The 16,417-nt window shown below is 34.6% G+C and carries 16 protein-coding genes; 10 read left to right on the top strand and 6 right to left on the bottom strand.

The genetic code is table 11. The features are described 5' to 3' along the window. Positions 1 to 202 precede the first annotated feature (202 nt). Complete coding sequence (gene pgi, locus AC07XN_RS02150; RefSeq protein ID WP_494741877.1) at positions 203 to 1,849, top strand: glucose-6-phosphate isomerase; 1,647 nt, start codon at positions 203 to 205, stop codon at positions 1,847 to 1,849. Between the two features lie 142 nt (positions 1,850 to 1,991). Here pgi and AC07XN_RS02145 read toward each other — a convergent pair whose 3' ends face one another. From AC07XN_RS02145 to hisS, 3 genes are all read right to left on the bottom strand, one after another. Then, positions 1,992 to 3,389 (bottom strand): energy transducer TonB, encoded by a 1,398-nt coding sequence (locus AC07XN_RS02145; protein WP_494741876.1) that lies wholly within the window; start codon positions 3,387 to 3,389, stop codon positions 1,992 to 1,994. 107 nt (positions 3,390 to 3,496) lie between these two features. Continuing rightward, positions 3,497 to 4,888 (bottom strand): energy transducer TonB, encoded by a 1,392-nt coding sequence (locus AC07XN_RS02140; protein WP_494741875.1) that lies wholly within the window; start codon positions 4,886 to 4,888, stop codon positions 3,497 to 3,499. Positions 4,889 to 5,015: 127 nt separating this feature from the next. Further along, complete coding sequence (hisS, locus tag AC07XN_RS02135) at positions 5,016 to 6,371, bottom strand: histidine--tRNA ligase (RefSeq protein ID WP_494741874.1); 1,356 nt, start codon at positions 6,369 to 6,371, stop codon at positions 5,016 to 5,018. Positions 6,372 to 6,759: 388 nt separating this feature from the next. Here hisS and AC07XN_RS02130 point away from each other — a divergent pair, with 388 nt between their 5' ends. Next, positions 6,760 to 6,915 (top strand): hypothetical protein, encoded by a 156-nt coding sequence (locus AC07XN_RS02130; protein ID WP_309918619.1) that lies wholly within the window; start codon positions 6,760 to 6,762, stop codon positions 6,913 to 6,915. Positions 6,916 to 6,975: 60 nt separating this feature from the next. Here AC07XN_RS02130 and AC07XN_RS02125 read toward each other — a convergent pair whose 3' ends face one another. Together AC07XN_RS02125 and AC07XN_RS02120 are read right to left on the bottom strand one after the other, a co-directional pair. Next, positions 6,976 to 7,371 (bottom strand): hypothetical protein, encoded by a 396-nt coding sequence (locus AC07XN_RS02125; protein ID WP_494741873.1) that lies wholly within the window; start codon positions 7,369 to 7,371, stop codon positions 6,976 to 6,978. Between the two features lie 24 nt (positions 7,372 to 7,395). Beyond that, positions 7,396 to 7,920, bottom strand: coding sequence for a hypothetical protein (locus AC07XN_RS02120; protein WP_494741872.1), 525 nt, complete (start codon positions 7,918 to 7,920; stop codon positions 7,396 to 7,398). A gap of 134 nt (positions 7,921 to 8,054) precedes the next feature. Here AC07XN_RS02120 and AC07XN_RS02115 point away from each other — a divergent pair, with 134 nt between their 5' ends. The 8 genes from AC07XN_RS02115 to AC07XN_RS02080 all read left to right on the top strand — a co-directional run bounded on the left by AC07XN_RS02115 (position 8,055) and on the right by AC07XN_RS02080 (position 15,580). Continuing rightward, the gene (locus tag AC07XN_RS02115; RefSeq protein ID WP_309918610.1) at positions 8,055 to 8,822 is read left to right on the top strand and encodes a 3-keto-disaccharide hydrolase; all 768 of its coding nucleotides are present in this window, start codon (positions 8,055 to 8,057) and stop codon (positions 8,820 to 8,822) included. A 136-nt stretch (positions 8,823 to 8,958) separates the two neighbouring features. Beyond that, positions 8,959 to 9,723, top strand: coding sequence for a class I SAM-dependent methyltransferase (locus AC07XN_RS02110; RefSeq protein WP_309918607.1), 765 nt, complete (start codon positions 8,959 to 8,961; stop codon positions 9,721 to 9,723). A 12-nt stretch (positions 9,724 to 9,735) separates the two neighbouring features. Then, positions 9,736 to 11,028, top strand: coding sequence for an aminopeptidase P N-terminal domain-containing protein (locus AC07XN_RS02105; RefSeq protein ID WP_494741871.1), 1,293 nt, complete (start codon positions 9,736 to 9,738; stop codon positions 11,026 to 11,028). A gap of 183 nt (positions 11,029 to 11,211) precedes the next feature. Continuing rightward, positions 11,212 to 12,312, top strand: coding sequence for a glycosyltransferase family 4 protein (locus tag AC07XN_RS02100; RefSeq protein WP_494741870.1), 1,101 nt, complete (start codon positions 11,212 to 11,214; stop codon positions 12,310 to 12,312). A gap of 17 nt (positions 12,313 to 12,329) precedes the next feature. Further along, positions 12,330 to 13,523, top strand: a complete 1,194-nt coding sequence (locus tag AC07XN_RS02095; RefSeq protein WP_494741869.1) for a glycosyltransferase — start codon at positions 12,330 to 12,332, stop codon at positions 13,521 to 13,523. Positions 13,524 to 13,563: 40 nt separating this feature from the next. Then, complete coding sequence (locus tag AC07XN_RS02090) at positions 13,564 to 14,145, top strand: Crp/Fnr family transcriptional regulator (RefSeq protein ID WP_309918594.1); 582 nt, start codon at positions 13,564 to 13,566, stop codon at positions 14,143 to 14,145. A gap of 89 nt (positions 14,146 to 14,234) precedes the next feature. Continuing rightward, complete coding sequence (locus tag AC07XN_RS02085) at positions 14,235 to 15,125, top strand: MBL fold metallo-hydrolase (protein ID WP_494741868.1); 891 nt, start codon at positions 14,235 to 14,237, stop codon at positions 15,123 to 15,125. Between the two features lie 65 nt (positions 15,126 to 15,190). After that, the gene (locus AC07XN_RS02080) at positions 15,191 to 15,580 is read left to right on the top strand and encodes a nuclear transport factor 2 family protein (RefSeq protein WP_309918589.1); all 390 of its coding nucleotides are present in this window, start codon (positions 15,191 to 15,193) and stop codon (positions 15,578 to 15,580) included. 132 nt (positions 15,581 to 15,712) lie between these two features. Here the strand turns inward: AC07XN_RS02080 and AC07XN_RS02075 are convergent, their stop codons facing one another. Further along, entirely contained in the window at positions 15,713 to 16,414 is a 702-nt protein-coding gene (locus AC07XN_RS02075; protein ID WP_494741867.1) for a glycoside hydrolase family 25 protein, read from the bottom strand. Between the last annotated feature and the right edge of the window lie 3 nt (positions 16,415 to 16,417).

The raw sequence follows: 16,417 nt of genomic DNA, 5'->3' as shown, positions 1-16,417 counted from the left end.
AGCTTAACAAAAAGGCAATTTAGATAATGTAATTCAGAGATGTAGCGACCATTATCAATAAAGTACTGTCATTTGATTTTTATGCTAACATTAATTATCTTCTTAACAAAATCCTAAAGGCTTTATCTCTACTAATTCAGCAGTCTTTTGTACTTTTGTGAGTATAACCAGAAATTATTACTTAAAAATAACAAAAGCAATTATGTTAAAATCTGTTCCTTTCGACCAAACTCATGCTTTTTCTTTACTGACAAAGCACAAATCTGAAATTGATACTACTTCTATAAAAGAACTCTTCGCAAATGATGCCGAACGTTTTGATAAATTCTCAATTCGTTTTGAAGACATTCTTGTGGATTATTCTAAAAACATACTCAACGAAAAAACAAAAGCTATCTTAGTGGCTTTGGCCAATGAATGTGAATTGGACGATGCCATCGAAAGAATGTTTACAGGCGATACGATTAACCAAACTGAAAAGCGTGCTGTATTGCACGTTGCCCTAAGAAACCGTTCTAATGCTCCGATTGGTGTAGATGGAAAGGAAATCATGCCTGATGTAAATGCTGTTTTAGAGAAGATGAAAGGTTTTTCTGAAAAAGTAATTTCTGGTGCTTGGAAAGGATATTCAGGCGAAGCCATTACAGACGTGGTGAATATTGGTATTGGGGGTTCGGATTTAGGCCCAGTAATGGTTACAGAAGCCTTGAAGCCTTATAAAAATCATTTGAATTTACACTTTGTTTCGAACGTAGATGGTACGCATATCGCCGAAGTGTTGAAAAAAGTAAATCCAGCTACTACCCTTTTCTTGATTGCGTCTAAGACATTTACTACGCAAGAAACCATGGCTAATGCTCATTCGGCGCGTAACTGGTTCTTGGAAAATGGTGGTTCGATTGAAGATGTAGCAAAACACTTTGTGGCAATTTCTACCAACGAAAAATCAGTAGTAGAATTTGGTATTGATGCTGATAATATGTTTGGTTTCTGGGATTGGGTTGGTGGACGTTATTCGTTATGGTCTGCTATTGGCTTATCAATCGTTTTATCAATTGGATTTGAAAACTTCGTTGAATTATTAGAGGGTGCTCATGCCATGGACAAGCACTTCCGTACAGCAGATTTCAGTGAAAACATTCCAGTAATTTTAGCTTTATTGGGAATTTGGTATAATAATTTCTTCGGAGCAGATACCCAAGCAATCCTTCCTTATGACCAATACATGCACCGTTTTGCGGCTTATTTCCAACAGGGAGATATGGAATCGAATGGGAAATATGTGGGGCGTGATGGTAAGGAGGTTTCATATCAAACAGGTCCAATCATTTGGGGAGAACCAGGCACGAATGGTCAACATGCTTTTTATCAATTGATTCACCAAGGCACAAAATTAGTTCCTTGCGACTTTTTAGCACCAGCTGTTTCTCATAACCCAATTGGTAATCATCATACATTGTTATTATCAAACTTCTTTGCACAAACAGAAGCTTTGATGAATGGTAAAACATTAGATGAAGTAGTTGCTGAATTTAAGAAAGCAGGAAAATCTGACGAAGAAATTGCTGAATTAGCACCCTTCAAAGTATTCAAAGGAAATCGCCCGACAAACTCTATTTTGTTCAAACAACTAACACCACGTACTTTGGGTAGTTTAGTAGCCATGTACGAACACAAAATCTTTGTACAAGGGGTAATCTGGAATATTTATAGCTTTGACCAGTGGGGTGTAGAATTAGGCAAGCAGTTGGCTAACAAAATTTTACCTGAACTTACAAGTGAAGAGAGTATCACTTCACATGATTCTTCAACCAATGCGTTGATTAATGCTTATAAGGCTTGGAGATAGGTTGTTGAAATCGACTATGATAAACCCACATGTATTTGATTCAAGCATTACATGTGGGTTTTTATTTTGGAGAATTACCCCCGCGCTAGAATATAATTAGAGAAAAGAATTAATTATTTTATCGTTAAATAGTAAATAATTTTCATTCAGCCAATTTAAAGTTGAATGGTAAAATAATCTGTGTGTTAGCTTCTTTACCTCTTACTTTCCCTGAAAGCCATTTCCCATTCATAAGTCGAATAATTCTCACGGCCTCTTGATCACAACCAAAACCAATGCCTTTTAATACATTATAGTCACACAAGGTTCCATCTGTACAAACAGTAAATTGAACATAAACTTTGCCTTGTACATTATTCCGTTGAGCACTGCCTGGATATTTCAGATTCAACTGTAAATGTCGAATAAAACCCGTAGTACCGCCACTATATTCGGCCTTCTCAATTGGATTCGTGTACTCATATTTATTTCCTTCTACCAAAGAAAAACCATTCAAACATTCCCCATCTTGATAATTCTCTTCAAATAAAATTTCGCCTAATGAATTTCGCCCTTTCCATTTACCGTGTTTAAAACCTCCTTTAATCGAACCAGAATAATGAATCAATCCATTTTGATCTCTTTTCGAGTATTCGTAGAAACCTTCTCCATCTTTAACTGTTTGTTTCCCTAATGAATCCCAAACCGAAATAAATCCCTCATAAGTTTCAGTTTTATCTTGAATATTAATTGAAATAGAAGCCATTAATCCGTTAGCATACCATTTTATTGTTTTTATACCTTCATTTTTGTCTTCTTTTATTCTACTACTAACACTCGCAATACTCCCACTTGGATAATATCTATATATTCTGTCATTGAGGTTTTTGTCCGCAAGTCTTCCGTTTTGATAAAAAGCTTGGGTAACTGATGGATAAATAAAATCAGAGTATGTATCTCTTCTATAAATCTTCATTAAATCTGTTGGAGACACCAATAATTCAGAACAATGGCTATCACATGTGTCTATGTAAAGTTTTACTATTTCAATTAATTCAGGATTTACATCTTTGTATATAAAATTTTCAACATATCCATTGATTTTTCCAGAGAGAGTATCTACCATATATCTCCTAGCATATTTAGGTTTTTCACTTCTTGAAACAGGCTTCTTTTCTTGATTAAAATATTCTACAATATAGTTTTTAACGAAAGATAAATGGGGAGAATTAATAAAAGGAACTTGTAGAATTATAACTTTTTTAGCTCCTAATTTATCTAAAAGGTATTTAGGATTAATCAACTTGACCACTCTTAATGCCTCTGTATCACAGTCACTCCTTAAACTTTTCACTATTTCATATTTTGCGGGAAAATTGTTGTCTCCCATAGCAATACGAACCTCTACATCCCCCTGTATATTATCGAATTGTGCTAGAAAAGGAATCTGAACTGTGGCTTCAATAAATTGTTGAATTGGGTCAATTTCCTCTGATGTATTTTGTGCAAATGAAGTAAAAAAGAAGAGGGCAAAAATAATGCTTGTTAGCGTTGTTTTCATTTTGAGTGTGTTTGTATTGAGTTGTTAGAGCAATCTCCCAAAAATAGTAATATCCTTATAAAATAAAAGTTTCATTATAGAAAAAAGGCATTAATATCAAAACACAATCAATTGGCAATCAAATAATTAATAGGTAAAACAAACTTAGTTTTGGTGATTTTCCCCCTTATTTTTCCCGGTGCCCACTTACCGTTTGAAAGCTGAATAACTCTGATAGCCTCTTCATCACAGCCAAAACCAACGCTTTTTAACACATTGTAGTCACATAATGTACCATCGGTGCAAACCGTAAATTGTACATACACTTTGCCTTGTACATTCGCTCTTTGAGCAGCCGCTGGATATTTTAAATTCTTTTGAATATGTTTTGTAAAACTAGGAATACCCCCGATAAATTCAGCATTTATTTGAGGGTCAGCATACTCAAATGTTTGTCCGTTGGCAAAGGAAAAACCCTTGATACATTTCCCTTTTTCATAATTCTCCTCATAAACCACTTCCCCTCTCCTATTACCTATCCACTTCCCTTCTTTGAATCCATCTTGGATTAATCCAGCATGAATAAACAAATCATTACCGTCTTTTTCATAAAATTGACAATTGCCTATTCCATTTTTCACTAACTGATTTCCCAGCGTATCCCAAACAGCTATAAAACGCTCAGAAAGTCCTTTTTCATTCTCTGTTCTAATACTCATAGAAGCCAATAGTCCATTAGCGAACCATTTCATCGTTTCTGTCACCTGACTGTTTTCTTCCTCAACTTTTTTACTAAAAGTAGCAATACTGCCATTGATGTAATAAGCATAACTTCTTTCATTAAAAGTTCTGTATGCTATCCTACCATTTTGATAAATAGCCTGATTGATTGTTGGAAAACTCACATTACTTAAGACATTCCTTTTGTAAATCTTCAGTGTGTCAGTAGCCTTCTCAAACAGTTCTGGCGAATATCTTTCTGTGCTGTCTATTTTAAGCGGAGCTACATCAACAAGTGTTAGATTTTTACCATCAAACTTAAAACATTCAGCCTTCCCAGTGATTATTCCTGAGAGCGTATCAACCAAGTATCTTCTTGCAAAGGCAGGTTCATTACCCCAGTATGGCTTTTTTGCTCTGTCAAAATACTCAATGAAGTATCCTTTTTCAAATAAAAGAGGGTATTCATTGATAAAAGGTACTTGCAGAATCATGACCTTCTTCGCTCCTAGTCTGTCCAAAAGGTATTTAGGATGAATCAACTTTATCACTCTTAAGGCTTCTGCATCGCAATCTTCTGTTAGATTCTGAACTATTTCATATTTTTTAGGCAAATTATCGTTACCCATTGTAATACGAACAGCCACGATTCCTTGTGTATCAGCTAACCTTGCCTGAAAAGGAATTTGAACATTAACTTCAATAAATTTCTGAATGGGGTCTAATTCGCCAGATGAGTTTTGGGCAAAAGAACTAAAAACGAGGAATGTAAGAACGAGGCTTACAAATATTTTTTTCATTGTAGAGTGTTTTTGTATGATTTGGTTTAATAATTCCAAAAGTAAAAATATTAAGGAATAAATGATAGTAGAACTAAACGAAAAACGGCATTGACAAATATTAGATTCATCAATGCCGTTTTAAAACTTACTGTAATTTGGTGATTATCTCTTCAAAAGTGAGTTTTTCTTGCTCGCCTGTAATCATATTTTTCAGTGTCAATTTCCCTGTTTCCATCTCCTCTGAACCAATGATACAAACATATGAGATTCGCTTTTTATCGGCATAATCTAACTGCTTTTTGATTTTACTAATATCTGGATAAACCTCTGCATTAATACCTGCTAGTCTAGCTTTTTGTAATAATGGCAAAGCATAGTTTAATTCATTTGCCCCGAAATGGCACAATAATAATTTAGTGGTGACTGAATTATTGTCAGGGAATAAGTTCAATTCTTCTAATACATCGTAAATTCTATCTACACCAAAAGAAATTCCAACGCCTGACAGACCATCAACCCCAAAAGTTCCTGTTAGGTTATCATAGCGACCTCCACCTGAGATAGAACCCATTTGTACATCTAATGCTTTTACTTCAAAAATTGCTCCTGTATAATAGGATAGTCCACGGGCAAGGGTAATATCTAGTTCAATGTTTTCTTCAGATTGCCCGAAAGATTTTAACAAATCCCATACAGCCCGTAATTCTTCTATTCCTTTTTTGCCTGTTTCAGAATCTTGGAGTAGTTCTGAAAGCTTAACAAATTTCTCTTGATTTGTCCCCGATATTTCAAAAACTGGGTCTAGTTTGGCTAAAGCATCTTCACTAAAACCTTTTTCGGCTAATTCTTCTAAAACTTTTTCTTTGCCTATTTTATCTAATTTATCAATTGCAACCGCCAAAGCTCCTTCCTGCCCTGCTGCACCAATAGCTTCCGAAAGGCCAGTAAGTACTTTACGATTATTGATTTTTAAGGAAAAATTGATTCCGAGGCTTTTGAATACCTGATGAATCATTAAAACGATTTCGGCTTCACAAACCAACGAATCTGTGCCTACTACATCGGCATCGCACTGATAAAATTCACGGTAGCGACCTCTTTGCGGACGGTCACCTCGCCAAACGGGTTGAATCTGATAACGTTTGAATGGCATAGCCAATTCGTTACGATTCATCACTACAAAACGTGCAAAAGGAACTGTTAAATCATATTTTAGGCCTTTTTCAGAAATCTTCAATGTCAATTTCTTAGCGCCTTCATCTAATTCTTTTTGTGTGATTTTTTCAGAAAAATTTCCTGAGTTTAATATTTTAAATAATAATTGATCTCCTTCCTCACCATACTTTCCCATTAATGAAGAAAGATTTTCCATAGCGGGCGTTTCGATAGGCTGAAAACCAAATTGTTGAAAAACGGCTTTAATGGTATCAAAAATATAATTACGTCGAACCATTTTCTCTGGTCCAAAATCTCGCGTACCTTTTACTAAACTTGGTTTCATGGAATAAAATTTGGGTTATAAACCCAAGAACGTGAAAATTGACAGGATTGTCTTGAACTGCAAAATTACAAAACCCACGAAGTATTTGGAAACTTCGTGGGTTTTATTTCTTCTTGGACTTCTTGGGATGAATGACTAGAAGACTTTAGGACTTTAGATGTTAGACACTAGATTTTAGATTTTTGGACCCTAGACACTAGATTTTTGACTTAAGATGTTAGCAATTAAAACAAATAGTAGAATTTTAGTCTCGAAAATCTAGACTTTTGCTTTAAGCTTACATCTCATTGCTCAAAGCTCACAGCTAAAATCATATTAATTGCCTATATGTTTGTTTAAAAAATATATTCTTCCTAATTTTGCACCTCAATTTAAAACTCTGTTCGCAATGGCTGTTACAAGACTAAAAAGAAAAGACAGAAGAAACAAGGCTATAGCCACTAACAAAATCAATGCAATTAAGCATTTGACTCAAACTCCAGAAATTAAATTGGTAGATATTGAGGCAATCAAAGCTGAGTTTGCTGCGAAGGCTGCGAAGTAATTTGTACAATTTCTTCTAAGAGATCTAAACCTCGTCAATACTGACGGGGTTTTCTTTTTTTTATTCCTTTTTATCCTCTTTATTGTTTTTAGTTTTTTTATCTTCTTTGCCACGCAATACTTCTCCAAGATGATTCAACTTCTTAATTTGTTTAGTCATCTCTTTCTCTTGGCGACTAAAACGCTTGTTCATATCCATTAATACTCTGAAACGGATAGCTTGCCCTAGAAAGACCAATCCTATACTTGTAATGATTAAGCCATACAATCCCCAAATAAACCATCTAAAAAAAATAACATTAGGTTCTGCTCTGATGGTTGAAGCAGTTCCTACCACAGAAATTCCAAAACTAAAAAGAAGTAAGCCAATAATAGCACACAAAATAAACTTGGTGCGCAAGGGCATTCTTTTCACTAATTTTTGACCGGGTGCTTTTTTAGGAATATCAGGTTTCATATTGGGTATTTTTTAAATCGGAAATTATTGCCAACTGCTGCCTATTAAGGTTTCAATTGTTTGAAATTCATCTTTTAAGTTATCAGGAATTGTATTTTTTGAATAAGTAAAGCCGTGCTCTTGCCACAAAATTATTGTATAATTATCTGTCTGATATACCCCCTTTGTGCTATTTCTTAGAATGGCCACTTTGTCGGAAGGAAGTTTTTTTTCAACAGTCATCATAAAATAAGCCTTTGTTTTCATCATTAACACTTTCTTCTTGCCAACTGTTTTTGTCACAACGCTGGCTCTGGTATCAATACTTTTCAGGGCAGTTTGCGGCAAAAAAATATCATTATTTCTTTCAATATAGAAATTACTTCCGTTAGCACGCATTGTCCAGCCTTTAAGCAATTGGTTTTTAACAAGTTGGATTTTTTTATCTTTTAAGATAACATTCAAGTCTAGCCCTGTTTGTTTAGCTTTTTCTGCACTAGCTACATTCATAATAAGCATAAATCCACACAGAAAAGCTAATTTTATCCAATTTCTTTGAGTAATTTTCATAAATAAAGTATTAATTCGCAAGATATTCTTGAATATTGCATTATTGAGTAAATCTTACTCAAATTAATGCTAGCATAGCCAGAATACCTTATTTTACGCAAATTAAAATTAAAATAAACATAAACTATAATTCAATGACGATCAACAAGAAATTTATTTTGGGTTTAAGCCTTAGTTTGGCTGCTTATTCAATGAATTCTGCCAATGCACAAGATTTCCGTTTTACTCAAAAAAATCCAGATAAACCAGAAGCTACCGAGTTCTGGGATCCAGAAGTAAGAGTAGTTACGCCCGGAGCTGTTCCATCTGATGCGATAGTTTTATTTGATGGAAAAAATTTAGATAGTTGGGAATCAGCGAAAGATGGTTCAGCGGCTAAATGGGATGTAAAAGATGGTATTCTGACAGTTGCAAAAGGGACGGGTGGTATTTCAACAAAAAAACACTTTGGAGATTGCCAATTACACATCGAATGGCGTTCACCTATCGAACCTGAAACCTTGAAGGGTCAACAAAAAGGTAATAGCGGGGTTTTTCTGAATGGTATTTATGAAGTACAGGTGTTGAACTCGTATCAAAACCGTACTTACAGAAATGGTCAAGCAGGTTCTATTTACAAACAAACTCCTCCGCTAGTTAATGCTACTTCTAAAATGGGTGACTGGAATGTATATGACATTATCTATACAGCTCCTCGCTTTACAGCTAATGGTGGTATCGAAACGCCTGCGTATGTAACAGTTATTCACAACGGAGTAATTGTACAAAACCATACTAAAATCCAAGGTGCTACAAATTATATCGGACAGCCAACGAATCCTGTTCATGAAAAAGGCCCTATTTCTTTACAAGACCACGGTAACTTAGTAAGTTTCCGCAATATTTGGATTAGAGAAATATAGTATTCAATGCTTCTTAGCTTTTGTTAATTAGAAATTGGGAATGATTTTTTACCTTTGTGTGAACAATCATTCCTTTTTTTATTTTATCACATATATTCATTCAAAACGAGCGTTATAAACCGTTTTAAGATTAATTATGAAATCAATTATTAGCTGGACACTCAGAAACATTCCACGTAAATACCTGCAATTAGTTTCTCACTTAGTGATGAAAATCTACGCTATCTTTTTAAGAGGCACTAGAGTAACCTGTCCAGTTTGTAGATCAAAATTCTCAAAATTTGTACCCTATGGGCGTTTAGAACCTCGAGACAATGCTTTATGTCCGAATTGTCTGGCTTTAGAACGCCACCGTTTGATGTATATGTATTTACAGCAAAAGACTAATTTCTTTACTAATAAATTAAAGGTATTACACGTTGCCCCAGAGTATTGTTTCATTGATCGTTTCGAAAAAATGAAGAATCTGGACTATATCACTGCTGATATTGAATCGCCATTAGCAAAAGTAAAAATGGATTTACACCATATTCCATTTGAAGATAATACTTTTGATGTAGTATTCTGTAATCACGTACTTGAACATGTAAATGATGATATTCAATGTATGCGTGAGATGAGAAGAGTATTAAAACCTACGGGGTGGGCAATCATGCAATCTCCCCAAGATTGGAGCTTAGCCACTACCTTTGAAGACAAAACAATTACTGACCCTAAAGAACGTGAACGTTTGTTTAAGCAAGACGACCATTTCAGAATTTACGGAAGAGATTATAACAAACGTTTGGAACAAGGTGGCTGGAAAGTAACCGAAGATAAATTCGGTATTAATATGCCACCAGACCAAATCAAACGTTTTGCTTTACCTAAAGATGAAATCATTTACCTGTGCCAGAAATAACACTCTTTTTATATGAAATACTTACCCATCAACAACTCGCTTTTCATTGAAAATCGTCAACGCTTAGCGCAACTTTTAAAACCTAAATCTATAGCTATTTTAAATTCCAACGACCCAATGCCTACCAATGCAGACGGAACGATGGGATTTCAACAAAACTCTGATTTGTTCTACCTTTCTGGGATTGATCAAGAAGAAACTATCCTTTTATTGTTTCCAGATAGCCCAAATCCTGCTCATAAAGAAATATTATTCTTGAGGGAAACTTCTGAATTGATTGCCATCTGGGAAGGTTATAAATATACCAAAGAGCATGCACAAGAGGTTTCGGGCATAAAAAGCATTTATTGGATGAGCCAATTTGATGCTGTTTTAACAACCTTGGTTTTTGAAGCTGAACATCTCTATCTGAATTCAAACGAACATATTCGTAACCATTCAGTAGTACAAACACGTGATGCAAAGTTTATCCTTTGGGCTAAAGAGCATTTCCCTTTGCATAAATTTGAACGACTTGCTCCGCTGATGCACCAATTAAGGGTCATTAAAAATCCCATTGAAATTGAACAGTTGAGCGAAGCCATGCGTATTACAGAATTAGGATTCAGAAGACTCCTAAATTTTGTAAAGCCCAATGTTACTGAATATGAAATTGAAGCAGAACTATTGCACGAATTTGTGAGAAATCGTTCCAAAGGTTTTGCTTATCAGCCTATTATTGCTTCGGGGGCTAATGCTTGTGTATTACATTATATTGAAAACAGTCGCCCATGTCTTGATGGTGATGTTATTCTATTGGATGTAGCGGCTGAGTACGGAAATTATAATGCTGATTTAACAAGAACGATTCCTGTAAATGGTAGATTTACGCCTCGCCAACGTCAAGTATATGATGCTGTGTTAAGGGCTTTTAAATATGCTAAATCTATTTTGGTAGTAGGCAATTTATGGGATGAATATCAGCAAGCTGTTGAGAAATTCATTGAAGAAGAGTTAATTGGCTTAGGCTTGTTTACGCGCGAAGACGTAGAGAAACAAAATCCTGAATCACCACTATTCAAAAAGTATTTCATGCACGGTGTTTCGCATCATTTAGGACTTGATGTTCATGATGTTTGGAACAAATATCGTCGTTTTGAAGCTGGAATGGTCTTTACCATAGAGCCTGGTATTTATATCCGTGAAGAAGGATTGGGTATTCGTTTAGAAAACAATATCCTGATTACGGAAGATGGCAACATTGATTTAATGGCAAATATTCCTATTGAAGCCGATGAAATTGAGGCTTTGATGAGTCAGCTTTGAGCAAACAGCTATTGAGTAGTGAGCTATTAGATTTGAGCAGAGTAGATAGCTTTTAGCAAATAGTTTTGAGCTGCAAGATTTAAGAAATGAGAATTGGTTGAGATGAGTTCTGATTGTGATTTGAGAAGTAATGCTACTCAAAATTCACTCAATCACAACTCACTCAATCACTACTAAATAAATATGAAAATACTATACGATCATCAGGCATTTACGGGGCAAAGATATGGAGGGGTGGCGCGCTATTTTCATGATTTGATGGAGTCGCTAGTAGACATGGGTGTTGGTGTAAAACTATCCTTACCTTTTTCAAACAATGAATATTTAAAAAATAGTTCTGTTCGTCGTCCAAATGAATTTAGGCATATTTTTGGTTTTATGCCAACCAATATGCTAGTGTCGAGAACAAACCGTTTGAATAGTATTGTTCAACTACAAAAAGGTCAATTTGACGTTTTTCATCCTACTTTCTTTCATAATTATTACTTAAATCATCTCAAGAAGAAGCCTTTTGTGCTTACCTATCACGACTGTATTAAAGAGCGTTTTAATTTGAATCATATCGATAATGCTAGTCATGCTCAAAAACAAGAACTACTGAACAAGGCCGCAAAAATTATTGCTATTTCTGAAAATACTAAAGCGGATTTATTAGAGTTTTACCAAATAAAACCCGAAAAAATTGAGGTAATTTACCATTCTTCTTCTTTCAGAAATCATCAATTACCAGTTGGTTTTCAAGTAAAAACACCTGAGAAATACTTGCTTTACGTAGGTGCACGCAATGATTATAAAAATTTTACTGGCTTTGTAACATCTATTGCTTCTGTATTACATCAACATCCTGATATACAGTTACTTTGTGCAGGCGGAGGTGATTTTAACAAAACAGAGCATGAATTAATTGATAGCTTAAATTTACAAACACAAGTAAAGCATTTTCATTTTCAGAGCGACGATACCTTATTTTACTTGTACCAAAATGCCATAGCTTTTGTATATCCCTCTTTATACGAAGGTTTTGGAATACCAATTCTTGAAGCTTTTGCCTGTGGTTGTCCAGTAGTATTAAGTAATACATCATGCTTTCCTGAGGTGGCTCAAGATGCCGCTTTATACTTCAATCCTAATGACAAAGAAGATATTGCCGATAAAATCACACAAATCATCGAAGATAAATTTCTTAGAAAAAGCTTGATTGAAAAAGGCTTTAATCGTCAACAAAACTTCTCGGCAGAAAAAACCGCGACCCAAACACTAAATGTTTACAAAAGCATTTTGTAATACTTACTTATTAACTTATGAGTTTTCAAAAAACTGTTTTAATCTTTGAACCTGATGCTAGCGGGCATCATCCAGGCTATTTATATCATTTGCTTTTACATTTTTTGACCGAGCAATATGATTTTCAGTTAGCGGTTTTGGTGAATCCAGATTTTTTTGAAAAACATCCGACAATCATTCAAAATACTAAATCCGATAATATCAAGTGGATGAGTACTTCTAAGGAGACTTTTAACAATTGGCAAGAGGCTAAAAGTAATGTTATCAAACGAGCCAAATTGGAATGGGCTATTTGTTCTGAGTACGCTAAAGAACTACAAGCTAAATCTATCTTTATGATGTATTTTGACCATTTTCAACTAGCTTGTTTTACAGAGCCTACTCCTCCTTGTCCTATTTCAGGAATATTTTTTCGCCCAACATTGGTTAATTACCCTGCCTATTCTATCAAAGAAAAAATTAATTATTGGCGTAAATATTTACTATTAAAAGCCATTACTCATCGTAAGTTTTTAAATACGTTATTTTGTCTAGACCCTTTTGCGGTTGAATTTATTCAAAACAATTGGCAAACGTATAAAGTAAAATTTTTACCAGACCCCGTACAGATTTATCCAAGTATCCAACCTGCAATTACCTTAAAAAATGAATTAGGAATCTCTCCTGAAAAAACGGTATTCTTGATTTTTGGTCATTTAGATGATAGAAAAGGCATAGCGAAGGTAATGGATACCCTAACCCAGCTTTCGGATGAAAAAGCCAAAGACGTTTGTTTATTGGTTGTTGGTCCTTGGGATATAAATGAGAAACTGGTTTTTGAAGAAAAGCTTGCCAAACTAGTCCAAAAGAAAACGGTGCAGGTAGTTACTCACAACGATTTTGTGGCAGATGAAAATATTCAATCTTTTTTTGAAGTAGCAGATTATGTATTGGCTCTCTACCAAAAACATATTGGCATGAGTGCCATTATGGTAAGAGCAGCTAGTGCTAATAAGCCTTTAATTACTTACAATTACGGCTTAATGGGCAAAATTACGGCTGAAAAACAATTGGGTTTAATTATTGACGAAGCTATTGAAGACGACCTTTTAGTAAAGCTTGAAACACTTCTGGCAACCAAGCAGGTCATTGGTAATCATCAACAAATGAAGGAATTTGCCAATTTGAACCAAGCTAAAAATTATGCGAAGACTATTCTTGATAGTTTTTAAGTTGCAACAAATTTATACAGCATCATAATAGACTCTCAAGATGAAAAATCTCCTCGAACAAAATATATCCAAACATATCTCTCTTGAAGATGATGAAATGGAAGAATTCTGCAATTTGTTTCAATACAAAAGCATTAAGAAAAAAAGTTTTTTATTGAGGAAAGACGAAGTTTGCAAGTTTGAAGGCTTCGTTGTCAAAGGGCTTTTTCGCGTATATCATATTGACCAAGACGGAGTTGAACAAATACTCTATTTCGCCTTTGAGAATTGGTGGATTACCGATATTGATAGTTTTACGAATGATAAACCATCACAACTTTTTATAGAAGCTATCGAAGATAGCGAAGTACTGCTAATTTCAAAAAAAGATAAAGAATTTGCTTATGTGAATTTACCCAAAATAGAAAAATTATTTAGGGTAATGACTCAAAAAACGCATGTTGCCCTTCAAAGAAGGATGATAGATAATCTGAGCAAAACTGCTGAAATACGTTATCTGGAATTTTCTGAAAAATACCCACAACTTATCCAACGCCTTTCTAATCTGCAAATTGCTGCCTATTTGGGCATTACTAATGTCTTTTTGAGCAATATCCGAAAGAAAATTTCTTTAAAAAAATAGCTTGTCTCCCTCCTTTATTAAACTACTTTAAAGTTTTTGTGCTTTGCTTGCTCCCATCTTTGCATCATCAATTTAAAACAACAGCAAAGATGAAAAACCTTATTTCAACAATATTATTAACAATCTTAATTTTATTCAAAATGGACGGACAAGCACAAAGTTTCAAAACGATTGAAACAAGCAATTTTAAACTTGAGGTTTATAATGCCTCAGAAAACAGTTTTGGGGTAGCATCAGTAATTGTATCAGGAAAAACGGATGCCGCATTAATTGATGCACAATTTACCTTAGCAGATGCCGAAAAGGTAGCACAGGAAATCAAAAAATCAGGTAAAAAACTAACGACTATTTATGTTTCGCACACCGACCCTGATTTTTATTTTGGCTTGGAAGTTTTCAAAAAATATTTTCCTGATGTTACTGCTTATGCTTCGCCAGTAACCGTTGAATCTATCAAGGCTACAGCACAGAAAAAATTAGACATTTGGGGCGGAAGATTAGGCAAAGCCATTACATCAAATGTTGTTTTACCGCAAGTTTTAAAAGGAAATAGTATTGAACTGGAGGGTCAAAAATTAGAAATTGTAGGTTTAGAAGAATTTCCTTCAAAAACTTTCGTCTGGATTCCGTCCATTAAGGCAGTTGTAGGAGGTATCAATGTTTTTGGAACGACTTTTAATCTTTGGATGGCAGATGCCCAAACAACAGACGCTCGCAAAAACTGGATAAATGTTTTAGATAAAATTGAAGCTTTAAAACCAACAATAGTGATTCCTGCACATGCAAATGCTAATTCTCCATTTGATATTTCAGCAGTAAATCACACCAAAAGTTATATCCAGTTTTATGAAGAGGCTTTGAAAACAAACAAAACTTCGGAAGATTTAATTAAAGCCCTCAAAGAAAAATATCCAACTCTTACTTTTGACATTGCTTTGCAAATAGGAGCAAAAGTGAACACTGGAGAAATGAAATGGTAAAATTAATCACATTCAACTTGGCAATGTTTCTGGCATTGTCAAGTTGCTCTTTAAAAAAGAAGGAAATGACAAATCTTGAGATTATTAAAAGCACTTACGAAGGAAAAACGTCGGAAGAAAACGGAAAAAATTTAGCCAAATACGTAGCTGAAGATATATCTTGGACAGAAGCCAAGGGATTTCCTTATGCAGGCACTTATATCGGTTTAGAAAGTGTTACTAAGAATGTTTTTAGCCGATTAGGAGGCGAATGGATAAATTATAAGTTCACTCCCGAAGACTATGTTGCTAGTGATGATAAAGTAGTAGCCTACGGTACCTATACTGGTACATACAAAATAACAGGTAAATATTTTGAAGCGAGGGTTGCTCATATCTGGAAACTGAAAGAAGGAAAGATTATAAAATTTGAGCAGTTTGTAGATAGTCAGCCTGTAAATAATGCCATGAGGTAAGAACTATCTAATAACCTTAAATTTGTCTGAATTAGGATTTATTGGATTATTGTGGCTACCACTACGGGATCGGATATGATTCTGTTTCCCACTAATAATCTCAATCCTAAAATCAGTATCATAAATAAACTATCATAAACACAAGGCTTCTAAATCTTCTCGATTGCCCAGAAACACGTTAAAGTCAACCGTACCTTTTACGCCCTCACACCAACCACGCTGATTGTGTTGCCAAAACCATAAATTTGAATTATACCCTTTCAATGTTTCCCTTGAATAATCAGCAATCCAAAGCGGATATTCATCAAAATTTCCTTTGATAAACTTCTTGTAAAAGTTGGGGTTAGTATAAATAATTGGTTTTTTGTGATAATGATTTTCTACAATATCTAACCAAGTTTGAATCTCACTAATAATTTGCTTGTCGGGCTTTAAAGAGTTTTGTTCAATATCTAACACAGGAGCTAAATCACCCTCCTCTAAATCTACAGAATTAATAAAATTTTTCGCCTGACCAACGGGCTCACGCCAAGTAATAAAAAAATGATAAGCTCCTCTTTTTAAACCACTCTTTTTTACTTGTTCCCAGTTTCTTTCAAATTGACGGTCGGCATGGCTCATTCCTTCCGTAGCTTTTAGAAAGCAGAAACCAAGTTTTAAATTCTCATCCGAGAATTTCATTTTCTTTACTTCCTTCCAATTAACTACGCCATTATGATGCGAGACATCAATCCCATGAATTTTGTAACGTAAAGGCACTGTAATCCCTAATTTAGAGACTTTCGTCCATTCGTTAGGGTTTGGGCGAAGATTGATATAGATAACAAAAGACAAAAA

The organism is Arcicella sp. GW458-12-2-14-TSB2 (assembly GCF_059423785.1).
Note: the sequence above shows the minus strand (reverse complement) of the source record. Positions and strands in the feature narration are given on the sequence as shown.